The 24,309-nt window shown below is 58.6% G+C and carries 24 protein-coding genes; 13 read left to right on the forward strand and 11 right to left on the reverse strand.

Annotation, left to right across the window (positions count from 1 at the left end):
* Position 1 precedes the first annotated feature (1 nt).
* The 3 genes from V6L79_RS04700 (at position 2) to V6L79_RS04710 (ending at position 3,101) form a co-directional block, all read left to right on the forward strand.
* The gene (locus V6L79_RS04700) at positions 2–1,408 is read left to right on the forward strand and encodes an adenosylmethionine--8-amino-7-oxononanoate transaminase (RefSeq protein ID WP_321835454.1); all 1,407 of its coding nucleotides are present in this window, start codon (positions 2–4) and stop codon (positions 1,406–1,408) included.
* A 134-nt stretch (positions 1,409–1,542) separates the two neighbouring features.
* Positions 1,543–2,262, forward strand: a complete 720-nt coding sequence (locus V6L79_RS04705) for a 16S rRNA (uracil(1498)-N(3))-methyltransferase (RefSeq protein WP_261740593.1) — start codon at positions 1,543–1,545, stop codon at positions 2,260–2,262.
* A gap of 491 nt (positions 2,263–2,753) precedes the next feature.
* Positions 2,754–3,101 carry a DUF6124 family protein gene (locus V6L79_RS04710; RefSeq protein ID WP_338579878.1) on the forward strand — a complete coding sequence of 116 codons (348 nt, stop codon included), beginning with the start codon at positions 2,754–2,756 and terminating at the stop codon, positions 3,099–3,101.
* Between the two features lie 91 nt (positions 3,102–3,192).
* Here the strand turns inward: V6L79_RS04710 and V6L79_RS04715 are convergent, their stop codons facing one another.
* Genes V6L79_RS04715 through V6L79_RS04725 form a run of 3 tightly spaced genes read right to left on the reverse strand, consistent with a single transcriptional unit; the run spans position 3,193 to position 5,733 of the window.
* A complete protein-coding gene (locus tag V6L79_RS04715; RefSeq protein WP_261740595.1) occupies positions 3,193–4,095 on the reverse strand; it encodes a transporter substrate-binding domain-containing protein in 903 nt (300 codons plus the stop codon).
* A 24-nt stretch (positions 4,096–4,119) separates the two neighbouring features.
* Positions 4,120–4,470, reverse strand: coding sequence for a RidA family protein (locus tag V6L79_RS04720; RefSeq protein ID WP_261740596.1), 351 nt, complete (start codon positions 4,468–4,470; stop codon positions 4,120–4,122).
* 30 nt (positions 4,471–4,500) lie between these two features.
* On the reverse strand, positions 4,501–5,733 hold the full coding sequence (locus V6L79_RS04725; protein ID WP_261740597.1) for a D-amino acid dehydrogenase: 1,233 nt from the start codon (positions 5,731–5,733) through the stop codon (positions 4,501–4,503).
* Positions 5,734–5,842: 109 nt separating this feature from the next.
* On the opposite strand from V6L79_RS04725, the gene V6L79_RS04730 reads away from it, so the two are divergent.
* Complete coding sequence (locus tag V6L79_RS04730) at positions 5,843–6,754, forward strand: LysR substrate-binding domain-containing protein (protein ID WP_338579879.1); 912 nt, start codon at positions 5,843–5,845, stop codon at positions 6,752–6,754.
* 57 nt (positions 6,755–6,811) lie between these two features.
* Here V6L79_RS04730 and V6L79_RS04735 read toward each other — a convergent pair whose 3' ends face one another.
* From V6L79_RS04735 to V6L79_RS04745, 3 genes are all read right to left on the reverse strand, one after another.
* Positions 6,812–8,803, reverse strand: coding sequence for a pyrroloquinoline quinone-dependent dehydrogenase (locus tag V6L79_RS04735; RefSeq protein WP_261740599.1), 1,992 nt, complete (start codon positions 8,801–8,803; stop codon positions 6,812–6,814).
* 1 nt (position 8,804) lies between these two features.
* Entirely contained in the window at positions 8,805–9,176 is a 372-nt protein-coding gene (locus V6L79_RS04740) for a hypothetical protein (protein ID WP_261740600.1), read from the reverse strand.
* A 303-nt stretch (positions 9,177–9,479) separates the two neighbouring features.
* Entirely contained in the window at positions 9,480–10,739 is a 1,260-nt protein-coding gene (locus V6L79_RS04745) for a sodium:proton antiporter (RefSeq protein WP_261740601.1), read from the reverse strand.
* Between the two features lie 200 nt (positions 10,740–10,939).
* On the opposite strand from V6L79_RS04745, the gene V6L79_RS04750 reads away from it, so the two are divergent.
* Together V6L79_RS04750 and V6L79_RS04755 are read left to right on the forward strand one after the other, a co-directional pair.
* Positions 10,940–11,773 (forward strand): DMT family transporter, encoded by an 834-nt coding sequence (locus tag V6L79_RS04750; RefSeq protein WP_321835458.1) that lies wholly within the window; start codon positions 10,940–10,942, stop codon positions 11,771–11,773.
* A gap of 13 nt (positions 11,774–11,786) precedes the next feature.
* Positions 11,787–12,173, forward strand: a complete 387-nt coding sequence (locus V6L79_RS04755; RefSeq protein WP_261740603.1) for an MAPEG family protein — start codon at positions 11,787–11,789, stop codon at positions 12,171–12,173.
* Positions 12,174–12,345: 172 nt separating this feature from the next.
* Here the strand turns inward: V6L79_RS04755 and V6L79_RS04760 are convergent, their stop codons facing one another.
* Positions 12,346–13,488, reverse strand: a complete 1,143-nt coding sequence (locus V6L79_RS04760; protein WP_261740604.1) for a murein transglycosylase A — start codon at positions 13,486–13,488, stop codon at positions 12,346–12,348.
* Between the two features lie 128 nt (positions 13,489–13,616).
* Here V6L79_RS04760 and V6L79_RS04765 point away from each other — a divergent pair, with 128 nt between their 5' ends.
* A complete protein-coding gene (locus V6L79_RS04765; protein ID WP_338579880.1) occupies positions 13,617–14,066 on the forward strand; it encodes a cytochrome c in 450 nt (149 codons plus the stop codon).
* Positions 14,067–14,131: 65 nt separating this feature from the next.
* On the opposite strand, the gene V6L79_RS04770 is transcribed toward V6L79_RS04765, so the two are convergent.
* From V6L79_RS04770 to V6L79_RS04780, 3 genes are all read right to left on the reverse strand, one after another.
* Entirely contained in the window at positions 14,132–14,527 is a 396-nt protein-coding gene (locus V6L79_RS04770; RefSeq protein WP_338579881.1) for a DUF1090 domain-containing protein, read from the reverse strand.
* A 195-nt stretch (positions 14,528–14,722) separates the two neighbouring features.
* Positions 14,723–15,913, reverse strand: a complete 1,191-nt coding sequence (metK, locus tag V6L79_RS04775) for a methionine adenosyltransferase (protein ID WP_261740606.1) — start codon at positions 15,911–15,913, stop codon at positions 14,723–14,725.
* 19 nt (positions 15,914–15,932) lie between these two features.
* Positions 15,933–16,928 carry a metalloregulator ArsR/SmtB family transcription factor gene (locus tag V6L79_RS04780; protein WP_321835461.1) on the reverse strand — a complete coding sequence of 332 codons (996 nt, stop codon included), beginning with the start codon at positions 16,926–16,928 and terminating at the stop codon, positions 15,933–15,935.
* Positions 16,929–17,188: 260 nt separating this feature from the next.
* On the opposite strand from V6L79_RS04780, the gene tkt reads away from it, so the two are divergent.
* The 5 genes from tkt (at position 17,189) to fba (ending at position 23,128) form a co-directional block, all read left to right on the forward strand.
* Entirely contained in the window at positions 17,189–19,186 is a 1,998-nt protein-coding gene (gene tkt / locus V6L79_RS04785) for a transketolase (RefSeq protein ID WP_321835464.1), read from the forward strand.
* A gap of 120 nt (positions 19,187–19,306) precedes the next feature.
* Entirely contained in the window at positions 19,307–20,362 is a 1,056-nt protein-coding gene (gene epd, locus V6L79_RS04790; protein WP_261740609.1) for an erythrose-4-phosphate dehydrogenase, read from the forward strand.
* 26 nt (positions 20,363–20,388) lie between these two features.
* Positions 20,389–21,552, forward strand: a complete 1,164-nt coding sequence (locus V6L79_RS04795) for a phosphoglycerate kinase (protein ID WP_261740610.1) — start codon at positions 20,389–20,391, stop codon at positions 21,550–21,552.
* Positions 21,553–21,584: 32 nt separating this feature from the next.
* Complete coding sequence (locus tag V6L79_RS04800; RefSeq protein ID WP_261740611.1) at positions 21,585–21,803, forward strand: hypothetical protein; 219 nt, start codon at positions 21,585–21,587, stop codon at positions 21,801–21,803.
* Between the two features lie 260 nt (positions 21,804–22,063).
* Positions 22,064–23,128: a class II fructose-bisphosphate aldolase gene (gene fba, locus V6L79_RS04805; protein ID WP_004419605.1), complete on the forward strand. Its 1,065-nt coding sequence runs from the start codon at positions 22,064–22,066 to the stop codon at positions 23,126–23,128.
* A 57-nt stretch (positions 23,129–23,185) separates the two neighbouring features.
* Here the strand turns inward: fba and V6L79_RS04810 are convergent, their stop codons facing one another.
* Positions 23,186–23,578, reverse strand: coding sequence for a hypothetical protein (locus tag V6L79_RS04810; RefSeq protein WP_261740612.1), 393 nt, complete (start codon positions 23,576–23,578; stop codon positions 23,186–23,188).
* A 187-nt stretch (positions 23,579–23,765) separates the two neighbouring features.
* Between V6L79_RS04810 and V6L79_RS04815 the strand changes: the two genes are divergently transcribed.
* On the forward strand, positions 23,766–24,254 hold the full coding sequence (locus V6L79_RS04815) for a M48 family metallopeptidase (RefSeq protein WP_261740613.1): 489 nt from the start codon (positions 23,766–23,768) through the stop codon (positions 24,252–24,254).
* The last annotated feature ends 55 nt before the right edge of the window (positions 24,255–24,309 follow it).

Raw genomic sequence — 24,309 nt, forward strand, 5'->3', positions numbered from 1 at the left:
AATGGGCCTGAATAATCAGTGGATGCAGCGAGATCTTGCCGTTTTATGGCACCCCTGCACCCAAATGAAGGATCACGAGCAACTGCCGTTGATCCCGATCAAGCGCGGCGAAGGCGTGTGGTTGGAAGACTTTGAAGGCAAGCGTTACCTGGATGCCGTGAGTTCCTGGTGGGTCAACGTATTTGGCCACTGCAACCCGCGTATCAACCAGCGCATCAAGGACCAGGTCGACCAGTTGGAGCACGTGATCCTTGCGGGCTTTAGCCATCAGCCGGTGATTGAACTGTCCGAGCGACTGGTCAAGATGACGCCCGAAGGCCTGACCCGCTGCTTCTACGCCGATAACGGTTCGTCGTGCATCGAAGTCGCGTTGAAGATGAGCTTTCACTACTGGCTCAATCGCGAGCAGCCGAACAAAAAGCGCTTCGTGACCCTGACCAACAGCTACCACGGCGAAACCATGGCCGCGATGGCCGTGGGTGATGTGCCGTTGTTCACCGAAACCTACAAGGCGTTGCTGCTCGACACCATTAAAGTGCCGAGCCCCGACTGCTACCTGCGCCCCGAAGGCGTGAGCTGGGAAGCCCATTCGCGCACGATGTTTGTGGCTATGGAACAGACCCTGGCCGAGCATCACGACACGGTGGCTGCAGTGATCGTCGAGCCGTTGATTCAGGGCGCGGGCGGCATGCGCATGTACCACCCGGTGTACCTCACGCTGTTGCGCGAGGCCTGCGATCGCTACGGTGTGCACCTGATCCTCGACGAAATCGCCGTGGGCTTTGGCCGCACCGGAACCATGTTTGCCTGTGAACAGGCGGGCATTACCCCGGACTTCCTGTGCCTGTCTAAAGCGTTGACCGGTGGTTATTTGCCGTTGGCTGCCTGCGTAACCACTGAAGAGGTTTACAGCGCGTTCTACGACGACTACCCGACGCTGCGCGCTTTCCTGCATTCCCACAGCTACACGGGTAACCCGCTGGCGTGTGCGGCGGCTCTGGCGACGTTGGATATCTTCGAAGAAGACAACGTGATCGAGAACAACAAGGCGCTGGCTCAGCGTATGACCAGTGCGACTGCGCATCTGGTGGATCATCCTCATGTCTCGGAAGTGCGTCAGACCGGTATGGTTCTGGCCATTGAAATGGTCCAGGACAAAGCCAGCAAAACGGCTTACCCGTGGCAGGAGCGCCGAGGTCTGAAGGTATTCCAGCACGCACTGGAGCGTGGCGCGTTGTTGCGTCCGTTGGGCAGCGTGGTGTATTTCTTGCCGCCTTACGTGATTACCCCCGAGCAGATCGACTTTCTGGCTGAAGTGGCCAGTGAAGGGATCGATATTGCGACCCGCAGCGACATCAGCGTGGCCGTGCCATCGAACTTCCATCCGGACTTCCGCGACCCGGGTTAAACACAATTTTGTAGCCGCTGCCGCAAGCTGCGATAAGGGCCGCAGGACCTTCAATACACCAAGGTCGCTGGGGGGCAACCCATCGCAGCCTGCGGCAGCGCCTACATGAATAATTAAATTTTCAGAGAACCCATATGAGATTGTCCCGCTTCTTTATCGACGCCCCCTTGAGCCTTGGTGAACACGAATTGCCTGAAGCCCAGGCGCATTACATTGGCCGCGTACTGCGCATGGCCGAGGGCGATGCACTGCAAGTGTTCGACGGCTCGGGTCAGGAGTTTTTGGGGCGCTTGCTGGAAGTCGGCAAAAAACGCGTGCGCGTAGTGCTGGACGAAACCTTTGCCGGGCAAGTGGAATCGCCATTGGCCATCCACCTTGGTCAGGGCCTGTCCCGTGGCGAGCGCATGGACTGGGCGATTCAAAAGGCTACCGAGTTGGGAGTGACCGAAATCACCCCGATCATGAGTGAGCGCTGCGAAGTGCGGCTCAAGGACGAACGCGCGGATAAGCGCCTGGCCCACTGGCGCCAAGTGGCGATCAGCGCCTGCGAACAGTGCGGCCGTTCGCGGGTGCCGGTGATTCATCCGCCGGTGATGCTCAGCGACTGGATCAAAACCACCGAAGCCGACCTCAAGCTGGTGCTGCACCCGGTGTCCGAACCGTTGGCCAGCCACGCCAAACCTGCACGTCTGGCGTTTTTGATCGGCCCCGAGGGCGGCTTGACCGACAGCGAAGTCGACCTGGCCCAAGCCGCTGGCTATCAGCCTGCGCGACTTGGCCCACGGGTACTGCGCACTGAAACTGCGCCGGTTGTGGCTTTGGCTGTGGCGCAGCAGTTGTGGGGTGATTTCTAAACGCTGTGGCATGCCAGCCGCGTAGCAGCTGCCGAAGGAACGAGGCTGCGTTCGGCGGCGCAGCCGTCGTAAAACCATTCAATCTCGGTGTTTCAGGTATACCGCGGCTACCGGGTTTACGACGACTTCGTCGCCGAACGCAGCCTCGTTCCTTCGGCAGCTGCTACAGAACTACCGGCAACGCATTTGGCCTTTAAAATCAGGCGTTTCGTACGACGTTTCGCTTTTAATCTCGTGAAACATCCGAGAAAATCCAGCTCGCTTGCGCCTGTCAAAATCGGGGAATAGTCTCGGCCCATCGCTGCAAAACGGCGGTCGGGTTTAGTAGCCCGGCTTGTAAACTTGACGCAAAGTGCCATCGCTATGGTGGCCGTGCGTAGGGCACTTTCGGGTGCGCCGGTTTCCAAGTTTTCCGGTCTACTAACCTGCGTACGGCTGCCACCCATTCGTTTAGTAGCGATTAAGGGCAGCTCCATAAATTTGGAGAACCCATGAAAAAGATCACCCCCGACCCACCTGTTTTGCCCCTCGATGCTGCTGACAGTCATGACCCGTTACTTGATCGTGCCGCCACTGAACGTGCGCTCAATTTTTACCTGCAACACCATAAGCCTTATCGCCCCATGGGCACGGCCATGTTTGCCATCCCGGACAGTGTCAATTGCGAAGCGGCTTTGGCCCAGGCGTCAGACTTGTTGCGCTGTGCGGGTGCCTGCGCGAATGAGGCGGGGAATGGTTTGAGCGGGCCCGCGCGCGACTTGGTGTTGTCGACCGTGCACTTGGTGGAGCTGGCCAAAGGTTATGTCGACAAGTCGCTGGACACGCTGGTAACGCACTGAAGCAGCACGCGCCTGATTGGCGACAGGCGCGTAATTTTGGAGCCGCTAGCGGTTATCAACGCTTGGGTATAAGCCTCACCAATACAGCCCCTTACTCCACCGGATCACTCACGGGTTTGGCGATGATCTGCTTCAGTTCAGCGGTCATCGGGAACTCCAGGTTCAGGCCGTTGGGCGGGATTGGTTGTTCGAACCAGCGCTGGTAGATGCTGGTGATTTCGCCGGACTGATACAGGTCAGCCAGGGTCTTGTTGACCACGGCCAGGAACTGCGGGTCGTCCTTGCGCACCATGCAGCTGTAGATTTCCCGCGATTGCTCGTCACCGACCACGACCCAGTTGTGCGGGTCACGGGCTTTGGCGCGTTCGCCGTAGAGCAGTGCGTCGTCCATGTAGAAGGCCACGGCGCGACCGGTCTCGAGCATCTTGAACGCTTCGCCATGGTCTTTGGCGCTGATCACGTTCATGCCCATCTTGTGGTCGGCGCTGTAGCTTTTGATAAAGCGCTCATTGGTGGTGCCCGCGGTGGTCACGACGTTTTTGTCGCGCAGATCATCGAAGCCTTTGATGCCGCTGTTCTTGGCGGTCAGTAACTGGCCTTTGACATAGATGAACCCGTACGAAAATGCCACCTGCTTTTGCCGCTCTGCCGTCACGCCGGTCGAGCCGCACTCCAGGTCAACGGTGCCGTTCTGTACCAGCGGAATGCGGGTTTGCGAAGTGACCAGGTTGTATTTGACCTTCAGCGGTTTGTCGCCCATTTGCTGCTGGATACGCTCGACGACCTTGTTGGCCAACTCCACCGAATAGCCCATTGGTTTACCGGTGTTATCGCCGACATAAGAAAACGGCACCGATGCATCGCGATAACCCAGGGTAATAGTCCCCGAGTCGGCGATCTTCTTTAGTGTGCCCTGCAGCGGGGTCTCATTGGCTTGCACGGTATGGCTGATCAACAGGCCCAGGGTGCAACTGATCAAGGTTAGTTTTTTCATTTTTTTGTTTTCCCCTAAAACAGATTAATGACGAACAGCAATCACGCTTATTTCCACCAACACCTGTGGGCGGGCCAATTCGGCTTGCAGGGTGGTGCGGGTGGGCACTTTGCCAGCCGATAGCCAGGCTGACCACACGGCATTCATGGCCGCGAAGTCGCGTTGAATGTTCTGCAGGTAAATCGTGGCGTTAAGAATATGGTCCTTGTCGCTGCCGGTTTCGGCCAGCAGAGCATCGATCTTGCCCAGGACCTCTTGGGTCTGCGCGGTAATATCTTCGCTTTGCGTAGGGACCTGTCCGGACAGAAAGACCAGCGCTTCGAAAGTCGCGGCGGCGCTCAAACGGTCGTTACTGTTGATGCGGTGAATCGTCATCGGGCTTTCCTTTTTGTCGGGATGGCGCATTCAAGCGGCCAGGCCTTGCATGTCTATGGATGTTTTACGCTGTGCAATCAGCTCGCTGAGCAAGCGCCCGCTGCCGCAGGCCAGAGTGAAGCCCAGTGCACCGTGGCCAAGGTTGAGCCACAAATTGCGATAGCCGCTGGCGCCAAGGATGGGAACGCCGCTGGGGGTAGCAGGGCGCATGCCGGCCCACTCAGTGGCGTTGTCGTAGTTGCCCGCAGCCGGGAAAGTACTGCTGGCCAGTTGGCGCATTTGTGCCAGGCGCTTGGGGTCCAGGGAGGGATCGAAACCGACGATGTCGACCATCGCGGCAATGCGCAATTGTTCGCCGATACGGGCGTAGACAATTTTGCGGTCGTAGTCGGTGATGCTCACCTGCGGGGCTTTTTGCGGGTCGCTCAGAGCCAGCGTGAGGCTATAACCCTTGAGCGGATACAGTGGCAGGTTCATGCCTGGCAAACGCAGGGCCGGGCTGTTGTGCCCGGCAGCGAGCACCAACTGATCGACCTCCAGCACCTCGTCGCCCATTTCCACAGCCTGTACTGCACCGTTGGCATGGCGCAGACGGGTGACGGTTTTACCCAACATAAAAGTGCAGCGGCCACTGGCCTGCAGGCGGGCGACCAGTTGCTGGCAGAACGCGTGGCAATCACCGACTTCTTCGCTGGGGGTATAGATACCGCCGACAAACGCCGACCCCTGCAAGCCGGGCTCCAGGCTGGCGCATTCGCTGGCTGACAGCGCTTGCTGAAATGCACTGCCGACAACTTTTTTGCGCGCTTTGTCGAAGTTTGCGTGTTCACGGAACGCCACCAGTTTGCCGTTGCGCTGCCAGGCGAAACCGTCCAACTGATCTTCTTCGCGCCATTGCTGCAAGGTGGCCTGGCTGAGCAACGCAAGGCGCAGCAAGTGCGCGCCATTGCGCTGGTTCACCGAACTGCGGCACGCCGCCATGAACGAGGCCAGCCAGCGCCATTGGGCCGGGTCCATGCGTGGGCGGAGCTTGAGTGGCGAGTCGCCGCGCAGCATCCAGCCCATCGCCTGCCAAGGCACCCCGGCATCGGCCAGCGGTGCGACATAGCGGTAGGAGAGCTGGCCGCCATTGGCGAAGCTGGTCTGGCTGCCGAGGGTTGGCTGAGCCTCGATCACGCTCACTTCAAAGCCATCGCGCACTAATGCATACGCCGTTGCCAGCCCGATAACGCCCCCGCCGATGATACAAACTCGCTGTGCCATGTCAGTCCTTAGCCCGCTGTTGAACGGACTTCAGGTTAGGGGCAGGTGACAGGCGGCGAACAATGAATAAAGATGGCTCTCCCATAAACAAAGGTTATGGACTGCTGCCATGCGCTTGCGTCATATCGAGGTGTTCCAGGCGATTCGCCAAACCGGTTCTGTCAGTGCGGCGGCTCAACTGCTGCATGTATCGCAGCCTGCGGTCAGCAAGGTGCTGCAACACGCTGAACAGCGTTTGGGCTTCCCGCTGTTTTTGCGGGTGCGCGGTAAATTGCAGCCCACCCCCGAAGCGCTGTTGCTGGAGCGCGAAGTCGACAAGGTGACCGAGAGCCTGCAAGGCGTGCAGCGTTTGGCCGAGAGCCTGCGTCGCGAGCCGGGGCATCGTTTGCGCATCGGCAGTACGCCTGCATTGGCGTTGTCGCTATTGCCGCCGGTGATCAGCGAGTGGACGCGCCGTTATCCGGATATCAAGTGTGAACTGACCAGCGCCCATAGCCGTGAGTTGGTGCAAAACCTGTTGATGCGCGAACTGGATGTGGCCCTGACTTTCAAATTGCCCGACCATCCGGGGCTCAAGGCTCGGGCATTGGCCCACGGTGTATTGGTGGCGCTGGCCCCACGGGGTTACTGGGCCGATGAAAGCGAAGGCGTGGCGCTGGCGCTGGATGAGTTGGCGGATGCACCGTTGATCGGGCTGAGCAGTGCCGATCCGTTGTTTGCCCGACTGGACAGCTACCTGCAAGCGGTAGAGCCGCCGCCACGCATCAGCATCGCGGTACAGACCTATTCGCTGGCGCGGGCAATGGTGGAGTCGGGTGCGGGGTTAGCGGTGATTGATCCGTTTACGGCGTTGGGGGCGTCGCGGGCAAGTACCGTGATCCGGCCGCTGACTCCGGCGCTGCCGATTACGCTGTACGCGTTGACGCGGGCGGATGAAGCTGCGGCGCATACGCTGGAAGGGTTGCTGCAGCTGTTCGCTGAACGGGCCAGCGAGCAGTTGCAGCGGTTGGCGGGTGAGTAACACCATTTTAAAAATTGTGGGAGCGAGCCTGCTCGCTCCCACGGTTGACGTCATGCTTTATTTCGGCAGTGCATACACCACCACCTGATCACCTACCTGATCTTTCATGATCGAGTTGCCACCCGCCACAAACGCCACATATTGCCGGCCCTTGTATTCATAGATAGCGGGGTTGGCGACGGCGGGAGCCATGACGATATCCGACCACAGCTCTTTGCCATCTGCCAGGGCATAGGCGCGTACCTTGGCATCCATCGAGGCGCCGATAAACACCACACCACCTGCAGTCACCGCAGGGCCACCAATGGTTGGCGAGCCCATGTTTTCAGGCATGTACCAACCAAATTGCTGGACGGCACCCATTGGGCGACGCCATTTCACGTCACCGGTGTGCATGTCGATTGCCACCAGTTCACCGAAAGGGGGTGCCCAGCACGGCATACCGGCCCAGTTCTGCGCGTTCATCAAGCTCATGCCGTAAGGTGCGCCGATCTGCGGGTAAAAGCCGTTTTCGTTGCCCGAGGTTTTTGGTTGCTTGTCGTATGAGGCGCGATCCCACAGCTTGATCATCTGCACGATGTGCGAGGTGTTCACAATGGCCACCTGGCTGACCGGGTCGAACGCTACACCGCCCCATTGCACGCCACCGGCACTGTCCGGGTAGGCCAGTACGCCGTTGCCCTTAGTGGCGGGTGGCGAGTACATGCCGTTGTATTCCAAACCGTCCCACATTTTTGTGCACTGACCAAAACCGACGATGTCGGCGATTTTCCAGATTGCCGGTTTTTTCGACTGATCCATCAACGGCGCCGGTTTGGTCGGGAACGGTTGGGTCGGCGAATACACCTCGCCCTGGGCATCGCCCTGTGGCACCGGGCGTTCTTCAATGGGCCACACGTCCTCGCCGGTGCGGCGGTCAACGGTGAACAAAAAGCCCATCTTGGTCGCTTGCACCAACGCGGCCACGGGTTTGCCATCGACGGTGATGTCCATCAGCGTAGGAGCCGAGTTGATGTCGTAGTCCCATATGTCGTGGTGAACCCACTGACGAGACCACACGACCTTGCCGGTATTGATGTCCAGAGCCGTGGTCGAAGTACCCAGGGGAATCGGTTTGGTCCGATTGCCGCCCCAGTAGTTGGGCGAAGGAGAGGACACGGGGATATACAGCAAGCCCAGCGCGGGGTCGTAAGACATTGCGGTCCAGATGTTGGCGGTGCCGGTTTTGCCAGCTTCATCTTCCGGAATCGGCTTGAACTCCCACTCCAGCTCGCCAGTGCGGGCATTGAGGGCAAACAGCGAACCTGGTGATTCGACTTCATATTCCCAGTCTTTACCGGCCCAGCCGACGATCAGCTTGTCACCGATAACGGTTGGCGGTTGCAGTTGCGACAACGGCCATTTGGCATTGACGGTGTTCCATTGGTTGACATCCACCACACCGTTTTTGCCGAAGCCTTCGCACGGCTTGCCGGTGTCAGCATCCACCGCATATAGCTGCGCGGTCATGTTGCCCAGGTAGACGATTTTTTGGCAGGCAACTCCCGCTTGCGGTGTTTTTTCCTGCCAGTACGACACGCCGCGAGATTTCAGCGCGGGCTGTGTCTCGGCAACCAGCGGCGACTTGGTGTCATAGGTCCACTTCGCTTTGCCGGTCTCGGGTTCGAGCGCGATGATCCGGTAAAAAGGCGTGCCGACATACAGCGTGTCATTGGCGAAAATAGGTGTGGCAGACCAGACCGAAGGCGGGATTTTACCGGTTCCGGAGGACATGTCTCCGGTGAAATACTCCCAGACCTTGGTTAGTTTGCCGACGTTATCCTTGTTTATTTGAGTCAGTGGCGAGTACTTCTGCGCGCTCAGTTGGCCGTGAAAGCTGTCCCACTCCTTGCCACTGGGCAGGGGCAGTTTGGCGTCTTCGGCAGAGATGCTCGACGTTGCCAGCAACGGTGTCGGTACGGTGTAGGTGTCTTGTGCCTGAGCGTTGGAAACACCTGCCAGCAAGCACAGCGCCGGAGCTGTCAAAAAGTGTTTTTTGATTCCGTTCATCTCATGCGCTCCTTGTTGGCTTGGCGCCAAAGGTTTCAATCACAACACCCACGGCGAAGACCACCAGAACGGCAACTGTCCACCAGCCATGCAAAAGGCTTGCAGCAAAAATGGTCCCTATGGCACCGGCCCAACTCAAAAACAGGACGAAGTTTCGCAAGCCTCCCGCCGCGGTTTTGACCAGGAGTACGCCAAGAACAAACAGCACAAATTCGGCGAGCATCGTTGTCATTGCCCCCCCGGAATCCGTCACCCCTGACAGTGGAGTGAAGAATCGCCATGCCGTGATGGCCAAGGCAACCAGAGCCGTAATGATCATGATGTTGGCGCCGAGATGGCGCCTGGGCGGTGCATAGGCAGCAGAAGTACTCATCCCTTAACTCTCCTTTGCGTGTTATGCCTTCAGGCATCTGGAAAGTGAGTGTAGCCAAGGTGGCGGAAAACACCGGGATGAGGTCGAGGTCATGGCGGGGATTTGCTGCTGTCCAAGCGTTATGCACTAACCCTCGTAGCAGCTGCCGAAGGAACGAGGCTGCGTTCGGCTGCGCAGCAGTCGCAAAATGGAATACTGCGCAATGTCTGAAAAACCTCGGATTACGGATCTGCGAGTGCTGCGCACTCGGACGCAGCCTCGCGTTGCTCGTCAGCTGCTACGAAATAGCGGCTACAAGCTGGATCAGTGCGTGTGTTCGGCCTCGGCTGGCGCATCCTTGGTCACTCGGCGAACCAGCTTGCCGATGGTCAAACCCTGGAACAGGATCGACGACAGCACCACGATGTAGGTGATACTCAGGATCAGATCGCGCTCCGGGCCCAGCGGCAAGGCCAGTGCCAGTGCGACCGAAACACCGCCGCGCAGACCGCCCCAGGTCAGGATACGGATGGTGCCGCGTGGCACCGTGCGCCAGCGGCGCAGCAACACAATGGCCGGGGCCACGGTCAACAGGCGCGAGAGCAAAATGGCCACCGCCAGAACGCTGGCAGCCAGCAAATGCAGCCACGAGAATGGCAGCAGCAACAGTTCCATGCCGATCAGCGCAAACAGCAGCGCGTTGAGCATGTCATCGAGCAACTCCCAGAAGCCGTCCATATAGCGACGGGTCATCTCGTTCATGGCCTTGTTGCGGCCCAGGTTGCCGATGATCAGGCCAGCAACCACCATCGCAATTGGTGCCGATACATGCAGCTCACTGGCCATGGCCGAGCCGCCGATCACCAGTGCCAGGGTCAGCATCACTTCGATCTGGTATTGCTCGATGCTCTTGATCATTCGATACACCAGATAACCGATCAAGCCACCGAACACCACGCCGCCGATGGCTTCGTGAACGAACAGCATCGCCGTAGCGCCAAGGCTCGGGGTTTCGCCCAGTTGCACGATGCCCAGCAACACGGTGAACACCACAACGGCGGTGCCGTCATTGAACAGCGACTCGCCGACGATGGTGGTTTTCAGCGGTTTGGAGGCGTTGGCAGTACGCAGTACACCCAGCACCGCAATCGGGTCGGTGGGGGAAATCAGTGCACCGAACAGCAGGCAGTACAGGAAGCTGATGTGCCAGCCAAACAGGCCGAAAATCCAATACGCCAGGCTGCCGATCACGGTAGTAGCGATCAGCACGCCGACGGTCGCCAGTAGCCCGATTGGCCAGCGGTAGCTGCGCACATCATTGATGTTGACGTGCAAGGCGCCGGCAAACAGCAGGAACGACAGCATCCAGTTCATCAGCAGGTCGCCGAAGTCGATCTGGCCGATCAGCTCCTGCACTCGCTCTTCAAGGCCCGGGTAACCGAGGAAGCTCAAGCCTTGCAGCAGCAGGGAAAACATAAGGGCGGTAACCATCACGCCAATCGTCGGCGGCAGGCCGATAAAGCGGAAGTTCACGTAAGTCAGTAGTGAGGTCAGGCAGATAAACGCAGCAACAAGCTCAAGCATCCGGGATCCTGTAGTGGCGAGAGTGAATGGAAGCCCGATCAGGTCGGGCTATGTTTGGATGCAAACGCAGGTGTCAGGGGCACATCCCGGGGGTGTGGCAAACGGACGCGATCTGCGAGGTCATTGACCACGCAGACGCACTGAGGTTGCATGGTGGGGCCTGGCAGTGCCCGCAGGTTGATAACCACAAGGAGTCTGGGGTGTTGGCAACGATGTTGGTGTTGGTCGCGGCTGTATTGCACGCGATCTGGAATACCCTGATCAAGTTCAGCGGCGAGCGGTTGCTGGTTATCGCCTGCATGGATACGGTGGCGCTGGTGGTGGTCGCCGCGTTGGTGGGCTTTGTGTCGTTGCCGCCGCCTGAAATTTGGCCGTGGATACTGGCGTCCGTGCTGTTGGAGCTGGTCTACCGGGTGCTGCTGATTCGTGCTTATCGGGTGGGAGACCTGGGCTTGGTCTACCCGCTGATGCGCGGGCTTTCGCCCCTGGTGGTGCTGGCGCTGACCCTGACCTTTGCCGGGGAGGTACTGACGGGCCAGCAGATCATCGGCATCCTGTTGATCCCTTGCGGCATGGCTTGTTTGTTGTGGCAGGGCGGCGGTGGTGCTCGCCTGCCCTGGTCGATGCTGCCGGTGGTGGCGCTGATCGGGCTGTGTATTGGCAGCTATACCTTTGTGGACGGGCAGGCGATCCGGCGCTGGTCCCATCCTCTGGATTATCTGGTGTGGGTCACGTTGCTCAGCGCCTGGCCGTTTCCGTTGCTGGCGGTCACCCGCAAGCGGGCCGCGTTCGCGCTGTTCTGGCGTACGCAATGGCGGTTGGGCGTAGCAGTGGGGGTTTGCGTGCTGGCCAGCTATGCGCTGGTGCTGTGGGCGATGCAACTGGGCTCGATTGCCGAGGCAGCGGCGCTGCGCGAAGTCAGCGTGATTTTGGTGGTGCTGTTTGGTATGCGTTACCTCAAAGAACCTTTTGGCGGTCCGAGGCTCTTAGCCTGTGGGCTGGTGCTGATCGGCATGCTCGTGATGAAACTCTAAAAAGGAAATTCCAATGACGGTCGCCTTCTGGTGTGTACTGATTGCCTTCTGCCTGAGCTACGTGTGTACCGCCTTTGCCAAGTTCAGCGACGGCAAATTCGGGCCTAAACAAAACCATGATCCGCGTACGTTTCTCGACGGCCTGCAAGGTTTTGCCAAACGTGCCCACAGTGCCCAACTAAACAGCTTTGAAGTGACCCCGGCATTCGCGGCTGCGGTGATCATTGCCGACATCGTGGGCAACGCCCAGCCTGTGACCATTGATGTGCTGGCGGTGCTGTTTATCACCAGTCGCCTGCTCTACATCATTTGCTACCTGGCCGACTGGGCACTCTTGCGCTCCATCGTGTGGTTTATTGGCATGGGGCTGGTGGTCAGCTTCTTTTTTGTGTCGATGTAGCGCACAACTTGTAGCAGCTGCCGAAGGAACGAGGCTGCGTTCGATTGCGAAGCGATCGTAAAGCCTGGGTACGCGGTCTACCTGATAGGCCGCAAGTACAGGTTTTACGAAGGCTACGCCGCCGGACGTAGCCTCGTTCTACTCGTCAACTGCTACGAAGAGCGGGTTGCAGCTACTGCGGTAACGCCGCCCCTTTAGGCCACAGCAGCCAGATATTGCCCTTCTGTTTCATGTCGCCCGCAATTTGCCCGGCCTCTGGGCCGGTGCCGACAAAGAAGTCTGCCCGCACTTCACCCGCAATGGCGCCACCGGTGTCCTGGGCGGCAACCGGGCGCACGATGGGTTGGCCGTTGGCTTGGGTGGTCGACAACCACAACAGGCTGCCTAGCGGGATCACTTTGCGGTCTACCGCCACGCTGTAACCGGCTGTCAGCGGCACGTTCAGCGAACCGCGCGGGCCTTCGTTGCTATCGGGGTTCTGGGTGAAAAACACATAGCTCGGGTTACTGGCCAGCATCTCGTGTACGCGCTGCGGGTTAGCCATCGCCCAAGCGTGAATAGTGCCCATGGTCACGTCCTCTTTTTTCAGCTCGCCCTGCTCGACCAGCCAGCGACCAATCGGCTTGTACGGGTGGCCGTTCTGGTCGGCGTAACCGATGCGCAACTGGCGACCATTGTCGAGTTGTACCCGACCCGAGCCCTGGATTTGCAGGAACTGCAGGTCCATAGGGTCGGTCAGCCAGGCCAATACGGGCGCATTTAGACCTTTGCTGTTGATGGTCTCGGCGGTGTCGTAAGGCTTGAGCACGCGACCATCAAGGCGTCCGCGCAGGCGCTTGCCCTTGAGTTCAGGGTAGATGCTGTCCAGATTGACCACGATCAGGTCAGCCGGTACGCCGTAGATCGGCACATTGGCGGCCTGGGTAGGCTTGAGGCTGCCAGGGTAGACCGGCTCGTAGTAACCGGTGATCAGGCCGTCGCTGCTGCCTTCGGCGGAGCGCAAACTGTACACGTCGAGGTGGGTTTGCAGAAAGCTGCTGATCTCGGCCACGCTCGGGCTGGCAGGCAAGGCGGCTGCATCGCTGCACACGGAGCCCCAGTTGGCGTCGGCCTTGAGGCGGGTGCAGGCGCTGCGCCATGAAGCAAAACCGCTTTGCAGGTCGCTGCCCGTCACTTCAGGCAGTGCGCTCCAGTCAGCCTTGCTGTAGGTGGTGTGGGGTTCAGGTTTGGTGGCGTCCTTGTCAGTGCCGTTGCATCCGGCCAGCAACATGACAACGGGCAAGGCCCAGGTCAGCGGCTTGAAAAATATACTCATGTGCGAGGTTCCTTCGAGGTTTGCCGAGGCCGGATGACCGTCAGGCAATCCTTATATTCAATAGGGGTATTGGTCTTTGCAGGTGACGCGAGGATACTGGCGACCGATTTCCGTGACCTGAAGCCACCATGACTCTTAAACGATTGACTGTTGTAGTGCTGACCTGCCTGACGCTGACTGCGTGCGGTGGGGTTGATCCCGATTCGCCGCTGGGCCAGCGTAAAGCGATTTTCAAGCTAATGCTCAAGACCAGCGAAGAGCTGGGCGGCATGCTGCGTGGCCGGATTCCCTTCGACGGCCCGCGCTTTACTGAGGGCGCGATCAAGTTGGATGCCTTGGCTCACGAGCCTTGGAAGCACTTCCCTCAGGTCAAGGAAACTGCTCAAACCAGCGCGACCGATGACGTCTGGCAAAAGCAGGCCCGCTTTCAGGAGCTGGCGCACCAGTTGGAAGCCGCCACGGGCGAGCTGGTTATCGCCAGCCAAGTACAACCCTACAAGGCCAGCAACCTGACGCCTGCAGTGCAGAAAGTCGAAGACACCTGCAGTGCGTGCCACAAGGAATTCAGGAATCACTGATTAAAGGCCAAAGCGCCCTCACCCTAAACCTCTCCCTGAGGGAGAGGGTCGGGGTGAGGGTACTGTTACTTGTCCAGCTGATCCAGGGCTTCTTGCAGTTCCTTGCGCGATTCAGCTAGCTTGTTTTTGCGCTTGTCGATTTTTTCCGGATCGCCTTTCTTCATGGCCTTGTCCAGATCCGTCTGGCGCTTGCTGACTTCGTGCTTGGCTTCCAGCACCTTGTTTTCGCGTTCCTTGCGCAGGCCTGCGTCGGTGCAGTGTTCGGTGACTTCACTCAAGGCTTTTTCCAGGCCAGCGACCTGGTTGCTGTTGCCGTGGGCGCGAGCCTGCTCAAGTTGCAGGGTGATGGCTTGTTTCTTGGCAGCGCAACCGGTCAGTTCGGGGGTAGCATCTGCGGCCATCAACGGGGCAGCCAGCAGGCCGCAAACAGTAAAAAGGGCGAGCGGTGAAAGTAATTTCATAAATGGCTCCATGATAAAAATGACAATAAAAAAGGTTAAAACGACGCGCAACTTGCGCCTCGGCTGATCGAAACCGTGAATGTTAGCAGCATCCGCGGCCCAGCAATTCGCTGTGTTTGTTCCACATGTGTACCCGCCAGCAGCAAAAAGCCCCGGACAGTTACCTGTCCGGGGCTTTTGGTGCAGCAGGACTAATTAAAAACCTGCAGCAGCGCGCAGCTCTTCAGCGCGGTCGGTACGCTCCCACGTGAACGTGGTGAAGGTATCGTCGCCAACTGTTTTGGTCTGCGGCGTGCGGCCGAAGTGGCCGTATGCTGCAGTTTCCTGATACATCGGGTGCAGCAGGTCAAGCATGGTGGTGATGGCATATGGACGCAGGTCGAATATGTCACGTACCAGCTTGATGATTTTGTCGTCGGAGATTTTGCCAGTGCCGAAGGTGTTCAACGAAATCGAAGTCGGTTGAGCGACGCCGATAGCGTAGGAAACCTGGATCTCGCAACGATCAGCCAAGCCTGCAGCTACGATGTTTTTAGCTACGTAACGGCCGGCGTAGGCAGCCGAACGGTCAACTTTGGATGGATCTTTACCCGAGAACGCACCGCCGCCGTGACGGGCCATGCCACCGTAGGTGTCAACGATGATCTTGCGACCGGTCAGGCCGCAGTCGCCCACTGGGCCACCGATGATGAACTGGCCAGTAGGGTTGATGTGGAACTGCGTGTCCTTGTGCAGCAGCTCGGCTGGCAGCACGTGTTTGACGATCAGTTCCATCACGCCTTCGCGCAGGTCTTTGTACGACACGTCAGGGTTGTGCTGGGTCGACAGCACGATTGCGTCGATGGCTACAACCTTGCCGCCTTCGTAACGGCAAGTCACCTGGGACTTGGCGTCCGGGCGCAGCCAAGGCAGCAGGCCGGATTTACGGGCCTCGGCCTGGCGCTGAACCAGTTGGTGCGAGAAGGTAATCGGTGCTGGCATCAGCACTTCGGTTTCGTTGCTGGCGTAGCCGAACATCAGGCCCTGGTCGCCGGCGCCCTGATCTTCAGGCTTGGCCCGGTCAACACCCTGGTTGATGTCAGGGGACTGCTTGCCGATGATATTCATCACGCCGCAGGTCGCACCGTCGAAACCGACGTCGGAACTGGTGTAGCCGATGTCAGTGATCACGTCACGAACGATCTGTTCCAGGTCAACCCAGGCCGAAGTGGTCACTTCGCCCGCGATGATTGCTACGCCGGTTTTCACCAGAGTCTCGCACGCCACACGGGCGAACTTGTCTTCAGCAATAATGGCGTCCAGCACCGCGTCAGAAATCTGGTCGGCGATTTTGTCCGGATGCCCTTCAGACACGGACTCGGAGGTGAAAAGGGAGTATTCGCTCATCTCGACGGTTTCCTAATATTTACCGATGGTGAGTGTCGCCAGCTGGCCGCTGAAAGTGGCGGACCTGAAGCTGGAAACCATTACGTAAGCCTATATAGAGGCTTTCCCCGGGAACGAGTCCCGCAGCGGTGGCCCAATGGGCCAGATCATCTTGTTCAAAACCCAGCCACAAATCACCGCACGCCTCGCGGGCCCACGCCTGATTATGACTGCACAACTCTGTTACCAGCAGGCTTGCGCCCGGTTGCAGCAAGGTTGCCAGTTGCTTGAGTGCTTCGGCCGGTGCGGCGAAATGGTGCAAGACCATGTTCACAACTACGCAGTCAACCTGGATCTGTGCATCGTGCAGCGCGTCGGCCAGGATCAGGCTGACGTTGTTCAGTGACTCGCGTTCACACAGCTGGCGGGCCAGCTCAAGCATCGCTGGGCTGTTGTCCAGTGCTGTGACCTGATGGAAGCGACGGGCCAGATCGGGCAGAAAGCTGCCATCGCCGGGGCCGACTTCCAGGGCCGTGGCCGCTGGGCTGAAGCTCAGTTTGTCGAGCAGCGCCAAAACGCTGTCCCGGTATTGCGGCAAGCCGGCGATCAAATCCTGTTGAGCGCGAAACTTCTCGGCTATGCGTGAGAAAAAGTCCTGACTGGCTGCTGCACGTTGGCCGTGTACTGCGCTGATACGCGCCTGTACATCGGCGGGCAAGGTCAGGTTGTCGACCTCTTCCAGCAGTGCTGCATGCAGTTTGCCGCCTTGTTGCTCGGTGTGGGGCAGGGCGCGACGGTAAAAAATCGCATTGCCTTCACGCCGTGTCGCCACCAGACGCGCCTGGGACAGCACCTTGAGATGGTGGCTCATCCCGGATTGACCGGTGGCAAAAATTTGCGCCAGTTCCAGCACGCCAAACGAATCGTTGGCCAGCGCCCGCAAAACATTAAGTCGCAGCGGATCGCCTCCAGCCTTGCACAGGGCCCAGAGCTCTTCGCAATCGTTATGGCGGATTGAAGGCACGTGTAAGTTCATGGGGCCGCAGTCTAGTTACCCGCTCAAGCCCCCGCAAGGCCAATATCAAAACTTTTTGATATTGGTCGATAACTGGTTCGTCTGTCGGATGACATGTGCTTATTAACGAAATGAAATGTCCGATCCTTAACAGGTTGAACGGTTAAGCGCAGGAAAAACGCCTCAAGCGACTATCTGTCATTGCCCGGTGGCTCTGCCTGAGGGAAAATGCTCGCCTTTTTTCCGTTTCGATTTAACTTTCAATACCCAGGAGAACAGCGATGCCCAGCCGTCGTGAGCGTGCCAACGCCATTCGTGCACTCAGCATGGATGCCGTGCAAAAAGCCAACAGCGGCCATCCAGGTGCCCCTATGGGTATGGCGGATATCGCCGAAGTACTGTGGCGCGATTATCTGAAGCACAACCCGAGCAACCCTTCGTTCGCTGACCGTGACCGCTTCGTGCTGTCCAACGGCCACGGTTCGATGCTGATCTACTCGTTGCTGCACCTGACCGGCTATGACCTGTCGATCGACGACCTGAAAAACTTCCGCCAGCTGCACAGCCGCACCCCGGGTCACCCGGAGCTGGGCTACACGCCAGGCGTTGAAACCACCACTGGCCCGTTGGGTCAGGGCTTGGCCAACGCTGTGGGCTTCGCCCTGGCAGAAAAAGTCATGGGCGCGCAGTTCAACCGTCCTGGGCATAACGTTGTCGATCACCACACCTACGTGTTCCTGGGTGATGGCTGCATGATGGAAGGCATTTCCCATGAAGTTGGCTCGTTGGCCGGCACTCTGGGCCTTAGCAAGCTGATCGCGTTCTACGACGATAACGGCATCTCCATCGATGGCGAAGTTGAAGGCTGGTTCACCGACGACACGCCAAAGCGTTTCGAAGCCTACAACTGGCAAGTGATCCGTAACGTTGACGGTCACGACCCGGATGAAATCAAGACCGCGATCGAAACTGCACGTAAAAGCGATCAGCCAACGCTGATCTGCTGCAAAACCACTATCGGTTTCGGCTCGCCGAACAAGCAGGGCAAGGAAGACTGCCACGGTGCTCCACTGGGCAACGACGAAATCGCCCTGACCCGTAAAGCTCTGAACTGGAACCACGGTCCGTTTGAAATCCCGGCTGATATCTACGCCGAATGGGATGCCAAGCAAGCCGGTGCTGCGGCTGAGTCCGAGTGGGACAAGCGCTTCGCAGCCTACGCAGCCGAGTTCCCTGAACTGGCTGGCGAGCTGTCCCGTCGCCTGAGCGGCAAACTGCCAGCGGACTTCGATGCCAAGGCCACCGCCTACATCAATGAAGTGGCTGCCAAAGGCGAAACCATCGCCAGCCGCAAAGCCAGCCAGAACGCGCTGAATGCCTTTGGCCCGCTGTTGCCAGAACTGCTGGGCGGCTCCGCTGACCTGGCCGGCTCCAACCTGACCATCTGGAAAGGCTGCAAAGGCGTTTCAGCTGAAGACGCCAGCGGCAACTACGTGTACTACGGCGTACGCGAGTTCGGTATGAGCGCCATCATGAACGGTGTCGCCCTGCACGGCGGCCTGGTGCCTTACGGCGCGACTTTCCTGATGTTCATGGAATACGCCCGCAACGCCATCCGCATGTCGGCTCTGATGAAGCAGCGCGTGATCTATGTGTTCACCCACGACTCCATCGGTCTGGGTGAAGACGGCCCGACGCACCAGCCAATCGAGCAACTGACCAGCCTGCGGACCACGCCGAACCTGGACACCTGGCGCCCGGCTGATGCGGTTGAATCCGCAGCGGCCTGGAAATTCGCCCTGCAGCGTAACGACGGCCCGTCCGCGTTGATCTTCTCGCGTCAGAACCTCAACCACCAAACCCGTGATGCTGGTCAGATCGCCGACATCAACCGTGGTGGTTACGTGCTCAAGGACTGCGCAGGCGAGCCTGAGCTGATCCTGATCTCGGCCGGTTCCGAAGTGGGCCTGGCAGTTCAGGCCTGGGAGAAACTGACCGAACAAGGCCGTAAGGTCCGTGTCGTTTCGATGCCATGCACCAGCGTGTACGAAGCTCAAGATGCAGGCTACAAACAGTCGGTTCTGCCGCTGCAGGTTAGCGCCCGTATCGCGATCGAAGCGTCCCACGCTGACTACTGGTACAAGTACGTGGGCCTGGAAGGTCGCGTAATCGGCATGACCACCTACGGCGAGTCGGCGCCTGCGCCTGCTTTGTTCGAAGAGTTCGGCTTCACCCTGGAAAACATCCTGGGTCAGGCTGAAGAGCTGCTGGAAGACTAAGTAACAAAGAGGCTGCCCTCTTCGCGAGCAGGCTCGCTCCCACAGGGATCTACATAGCCCATGTGTGAGCGAGCCTGCTCGCGAAAGTGTGAAGGATTCACCTTGGTAATCGAGAACCCCATGCCTCAACCGCGTCCTTACAAAGTTGCACTCAACGGCTACGGCCGAATTGGTCGTTGCGTCTTGCGTGCGTTGTTTGAGCGAGGTGCTGACGCCGGGTTTGAAATTGTTGCACTCAATGATTTGGCCGATATGGCCAGTCTCGAATATTTGACGCGCTTCGACTCCACTCATGGCCGGTTCCCCGGTGAGATACGGATCGAAGGCGACTGCCTGCATATCAATGGCGACTGCGTGAAAGTGTTCCGCAGTGCCACTCCCGAAGGGATCGACTGGGCCGCATTGGGCGTTGATCTGGTGCTGGAATGTTCCGGCGTCTACAACACCCGCGCCGACGGCCAGCGCTTCCTTGATGCCGGGGCACCCCGTGTATTGTTTTCGCAACCGATGGCCAGCGACGCAGATGTCGACGCCACCATCGTGTATGGCGTTAACCAGCACAGCCTGACCGGCGAAGAGCGACTGGTATCCAACGCCTCCTGCACCACCAACTGTGGCGTGCCGCTGTTGCGTTTGCTGGATCAGGCGTTTGGCCTCGAGTACGTATCGATCACCACTATTCACTCGGCAATGAACGATCAGCCGGTGATTGATGCCTACCACCATGAAGATCTGCGGCGTACGCGTTCGGCATTTCAGTCGGTGATTCCGGTGTCTACCGGGCTGGCCAAAGGTATTGAACGTTTGTTGCCGGAACTTGCTGGCCGAATTCAAGCCAAAGCGGTGCGGGTTCCGACCTTGAACGTGTCATGCCTGGATATCACCCTGACCACGGCCCGCGACACGGACACCGCACAAGTTAACCGCGTACTGCGCGAGGCCGCCACCAGCGGCCCGCTCAAAGGCCTGTTGGCATACACCGAGTTGCCGCACGCCAGTTGTGATTTCAACCATGACCCGCATTCGGCCATTGTCGATGCCAGCCAGACCCGCGTTTCCGGCCCCCGGCTGGTGAACCTGTTGGCCTGGTTCGACAACGAATGGGGTTTTGCCAATCGAATGATCGATGTGGCAGAGCACTACTTGCACGTTACCCACTCCAAACCCGCTCTCTAACATTAGAAACTCAGGAATTGCGACCCATGACCGTGTTGAAGATGACCGACCTCGATCTGCAAGGTAAACGCGTACTGATCCGCGAAGACCTCAACGTCCCAGTCAAGGACGGTGTAGTCACCAGCGATGCGCGTATCCTCGCTGCGCTGCCGACCATCAAGCTGGCGTTGGAAAAAGGCGCGGCGGTTATGGTCTGCTCGCACCTGGGACGCCCGACTGAAGGCGAGTTTTCGGCTGAAAACAGCCTCAAGCCAGTGGCTGAATACCTGAGCAAGGCCCTGGGCCGTGAAGTGCCGCTGGTCAGCGACTACCTCAATGGTGTCGAGATCAAAGCGGGCGACATCGTGCTGTTCGAAAACGTGCGCTTCAACAAGGGCGAAAAGAAAAACGCCGACGAACTGGCCAAGCAATACGCTGCTCTGTGCGACGTGTTTGTGATGGACGCATTCGGCACCGCTCACCGCGCCGAAGGTTCGACCCACGGCGTGGCCAAATTCGCCAAGGTTGCCGCTGCGGGCCCGTTGCTGGCTGCTGAGCTGGACGCATTGGGCAAGGCCCTGGGCGCCCCGGCCAAGCCGATGGCGGCGATTGTTGCCGGTTCCAAGGTGTCGACCAAACTGGAAGTGCTCAACAGCCTGAGCCAGATCTGCGACCTGCTGATCGTGGGCGGCGGTATCGCCAACACCTTCCTGGCTGCAGCCGGTCACCCAGTGGGTAAATCGTTGTACGAGCCAGACCTGCTGGACACCGCCCGCGCTATCGCCGCCAAGGTCAACGTACCTTTGCCGACTGACGTGGTAGTGGCTAAAGAGTTTGCCGAAAGCGCCGTTGCAACCGTCAAGCTGATCGCTGACGTTGCTGGCGACGACATGATCCTGGACATCGGACCGCAAACGGCTGCGCATTTTGCCGAGCTGCTCAAGTCATCCAATACTATTCTGTGGAACGGCCCGGTTGGCGTGTTCGAGTTTGACCAGTTCGGTAACGGCACCAAGGTTCTGGCCCAGGCCATTGCTGATAGCGCAGCGTTCTCGATTGCTGGTGGCGGCGACACACTGGCGGCTATCGACAAGTACGGTATTGCTGATCAAATCTCCTACATCTCCACCGGTGGCGGTGCGTTCCTTGAGTTCGTCGAAGGCAAGGTACTGCCTGCCGTTGAAGTTCTGGAAAGCCGCGCCAAAGCCTGAATGTGATTCTGGCCCTGAAAGGAAGCATGGACATGGTCAAGTTGTTACCGCTGTTGATGATCGCGGGCTTTTTGGCCGGTTGCGCCGGTTCGAACACGCCGACGCCCGAAGCAGCCACCCCTGAAGAGAGTGGTTGCTACCAGGCAGACTGGCAGGCGCAAAGCGTACCGCTGGTCAATAAACGCTCAGGGCCTGAGGCGCTGGAGAAATACGAGTCGCCCAAGGCTTCACAAGAGCGTGGGTGCCCTTGATTTGAAATGTGCCCTACTTGTGGGAGCGAGCCTGCTCGCGACAACTTCAGCGCGATGAGGAAAATATGCCGAGTTGCCTACATCGCGAGCCTGCTCGCTCCCACATTTGGCTCGAGCAGCTATAGCTGAAGCTGTAACGTTTCAGCTACACAAAATCCGCATTTCAGGGGCCAACCCCCGATCTGCAATAACTTGAATAGCAGCCGCCGCTACGGCAGGCTTGCACGATTAACGACCCTTGTCCGGGAGAGACACACACAATGGCACTTATCAGCATGCGCCAGATGTTGGACCACGCCGCCGAATTCGGCTACGGCGTTCCAGCCTTCAACGTCAACAACCTTGAGCAGATGCGCGCCATCATGGAAGCCGCTGACAAGACCGACTCCCCGGTGATCGTTCAGGCTTCGGCCGGCGCGCGCAAGTACGCAGGTGCTCCATTCCTGCGTCACTTGATCCTGGCTGCAATCGAAGAATTCCCGCATATCCCGGTGTGCATGCACCAGGACCACGGCACCAGCCCTGACGTTTGCCAGCGCTCGATCCAGCTGGGCTTCAGCTCGGTCATGATGGACGGCTCGCTGGGCGAAGACGGCAAAACCCCAACCGACTACGACTACAACGTTCGCGTTACTCAGCAGACTGTTGCCCTGGCTCACGCTTGCGGTGTGTCGGTTGAAGGCGAGCTGGGCTGCCTGGGTTCGCTGGAAACCGGCATGGCTGGCGAAGAAGACGGTATTGGCGCAGAAGGCGTTCTGGATCACAGCCAGATGCTGACTGACCCGGAAGAAGCGGCTGACTTCGTCAAGCGCACTCAAGTGGATGCCCTGGCAATTGCCATCGGTACTTCCCACGGCGCTTACAAGTTCACCAAGCCACCTACCGGTGACGTGTTGGCTATCGACCGTATCAAGGAAATCCACAAACGCATTCCGAACACTCACCTGGTGATGCACGGCTCGTCCTCTGTTCCACAAGAGTGGCTGGCGATCATCAACGAGTTCGGCGGCGACATCAAAGAAACCTACGGTGTGCCGGTAGAAGAAATCGTTGAAGGCATCAAGCACGGCGTGCGCAAGGTCAACATCGACACCGACCTGCGTCTGGCATCGACTGGTGCCATGCGTCGCCTGATGGCGACCAACCCGAGCGAGTTCGACCCGCGCAAGTTCTTCGGCGCAACCGTAACTGCCATGCGTGACGTGTGTATCGCTCGTTACGAAGCCTTCGGTACTGCCGGTAACGCTTCGAAGATCAAGCCGATCTCTCTGGAAGCCATGTACCAGCGTTACCTCAAGGGTGAGCTGAACGCCAAGGTCAACTAAGACCCGAGCGTTATAAAAAAGCCCGCAGCGATGCGGGCTTTTTTGTGGGCGCGGTTTTCATGCGCTCCGGTGTATTTGCTCCGGATCGACGCCGTTTGCCCTGAGCAGCGCATCGACCAGTGAACGCGACATCTCGACCGAGTGCACCAGTGACCAGACCAGGCCGCGCTCTATGCCGCTGGCGAATACGGTGATTTCATCCGAGACCTCTTCGGTGCTTTTGAGCATCAGTGAAACATGGGACAACGCTTCTATCGCACGAATGTCAGGCAGCACGCCAAAGGGGGATTTTGGGCTGGTCTTGAGTGCCTGTGTGGGCTTGAGGCTGTCGAGGGAAACAGGTGGGGCCTGGAGCATGGCGTCGAGAATGCGCCGGGTAGCTTCATCGTGCTGATGATCATCACGCTTGATGCCAGTTGCTTTGGGATCGTCGGGCGTCGTCTTTTTCATGTCTGTTCCACGGGGATCATCGGCGACTGGTGAAGATAGCCCCGGGTCTTTCATAGCTGCAAGCAGCGCATGTGGGTATCAGGCTTTCTCGGAAATGTCCGTCTCTTGGCGGTGTAAAAGTCTGACGTAGTAGCGTTGGGGTTGAATTCGCTACACTGGCGTACTTTTATGCTGTGCGTTGCCCCCCATGACTGTTCTCAAATACCTTCAGGCTTACCCCCAGACCTTGCAAGAGCAGGTGCGCCAAATGATTGAGCGCGACCAGCTGAGCAGTTACCTGAACGAGCGTTATCCACAACGTCACGCCATACAAAGCGACAAGGCGCTGTACACCTACGCGCAGGAGCTCAAGCAGGAATACCTGCGCAATGCGCCGTCTTTTGACAAAGTGCTGTTTGATAACAAGCTCGACCTGACCCACCGTGCGCTGGGTTTGCACACCGCCATTTCGCGGGTCCAGGGCGGCAAGCTCAAGGCCAAGAAAGAGTTGCGTGTGGCCTCGTTGTTCAAGGATACAGCGCCCGAGTTTCTGAAGATGATCGTGGTTCACGAACTGGCTCATCTGAAGGAGTCAGACCACAACAAGGCGTTTTACAAGTTGTGCGAGTACATGTTGCCGGGTTATCACCAGTTGGAGTTTGACCTGCGGGTGTATCTGACCTGGCGGGACTTGTAGCCGCTGCAGAGGTACGAGGCTGCGAGGGGGAGCGCAGCGCCCCGTGCTTCTGAAT

Source organism: Pseudomonas sp. ML2-2023-6, from assembly GCF_037055265.1.
Taxonomy (GTDB): domain Bacteria; phylum Pseudomonadota; class Gammaproteobacteria; order Pseudomonadales; family Pseudomonadaceae; genus Aquipseudomonas; species Aquipseudomonas kulmbachensis.

Excerpts from the sequence above, each read along its gene's own strand:
- V6L79_RS04730 (WP_338579879.1), top strand. The coding sequence starts at position 5,843 with ATGCGCTTGCGTCATATCGAGGTGTTCCAGGCGATTCGCCAAACCGGT.
- V6L79_RS04740 (WP_261740600.1), bottom strand. The coding sequence starts at position 9,176 with ATGAGTACTTCTGCTGCCTATGCACCGCCCAGGCGCCATCTCGGCGCC.
- V6L79_RS04765 (WP_338579880.1), top strand. The coding sequence starts at position 13,617 with ATGACTCTTAAACGATTGACTGTTGTAGTGCTGACCTGCCTGACGCTG.
- V6L79_RS04710 (WP_338579878.1), top strand. The coding sequence starts at position 2,754 with ATGAAAAAGATCACCCCCGACCCACCTGTTTTGCCCCTCGATGCTGCT.
- V6L79_RS04760 (WP_261740604.1), bottom strand. The coding sequence starts at position 13,488 with ATGAGTATATTTTTCAAGCCGCTGACCTGGGCCTTGCCCGTTGTCATG.
- epd (WP_261740609.1), top strand. The coding sequence starts at position 19,307 with ATGCCTCAACCGCGTCCTTACAAAGTTGCACTCAACGGCTACGGCCGA.
- V6L79_RS04705 (WP_261740593.1), top strand. The coding sequence starts at position 1,543 with ATGAGATTGTCCCGCTTCTTTATCGACGCCCCCTTGAGCCTTGGTGAA.
- V6L79_RS04735 (WP_261740599.1), bottom strand. The coding sequence starts at position 8,803 with ATGAACGGAATCAAAAAACACTTTTTGACAGCTCCGGCGCTGTGCTTG.
- V6L79_RS04815 (WP_261740613.1), top strand. The coding sequence starts at position 23,766 with ATGACTGTTCTCAAATACCTTCAGGCTTACCCCCAGACCTTGCAAGAG.
- V6L79_RS04745 (WP_261740601.1), bottom strand. The coding sequence starts at position 10,739 with ATGCTTGAGCTTGTTGCTGCGTTTATCTGCCTGACCTCACTACTGACT.
- V6L79_RS04755 (WP_261740603.1), top strand. The coding sequence starts at position 11,787 with ATGACGGTCGCCTTCTGGTGTGTACTGATTGCCTTCTGCCTGAGCTAC.
- V6L79_RS04800 (WP_261740611.1), top strand. The coding sequence starts at position 21,585 with ATGGTCAAGTTGTTACCGCTGTTGATGATCGCGGGCTTTTTGGCCGGT.
- V6L79_RS04780 (WP_321835461.1), bottom strand. The coding sequence starts at position 16,928 with ATGAACTTACACGTGCCTTCAATCCGCCATAACGATTGCGAAGAGCTC.
- fba (WP_004419605.1), top strand. The coding sequence starts at position 22,064 with ATGGCACTTATCAGCATGCGCCAGATGTTGGACCACGCCGCCGAATTC.
- V6L79_RS04715 (WP_261740595.1), bottom strand. The coding sequence starts at position 4,095 with ATGAAAAAACTAACCTTGATCAGTTGCACCCTGGGCCTGTTGATCAGC.
- V6L79_RS04700 (WP_321835454.1), top strand. The coding sequence starts at position 2 with ATGGGCCTGAATAATCAGTGGATGCAGCGAGATCTTGCCGTTTTATGG.
- V6L79_RS04720 (WP_261740596.1), bottom strand. The coding sequence starts at position 4,470 with ATGACGATTCACCGCATCAACAGTAACGACCGTTTGAGCGCCGCCGCG.
- V6L79_RS04810 (WP_261740612.1), bottom strand. The coding sequence starts at position 23,578 with ATGAAAAAGACGACGCCCGACGATCCCAAAGCAACTGGCATCAAGCGT.
- V6L79_RS04795 (WP_261740610.1), top strand. The coding sequence starts at position 20,389 with ATGACCGTGTTGAAGATGACCGACCTCGATCTGCAAGGTAAACGCGTA.
- V6L79_RS04770 (WP_338579881.1), bottom strand. The coding sequence starts at position 14,527 with ATGAAATTACTTTCACCGCTCGCCCTTTTTACTGTTTGCGGCCTGCTG.
- V6L79_RS04725 (WP_261740597.1), bottom strand. The coding sequence starts at position 5,733 with ATGGCACAGCGAGTTTGTATCATCGGCGGGGGCGTTATCGGGCTGGCA.
- tkt (WP_321835464.1), top strand. The coding sequence starts at position 17,189 with ATGCCCAGCCGTCGTGAGCGTGCCAACGCCATTCGTGCACTCAGCATG.
- metK (WP_261740606.1), bottom strand. The coding sequence starts at position 15,913 with ATGAGCGAATACTCCCTTTTCACCTCCGAGTCCGTGTCTGAAGGGCAT.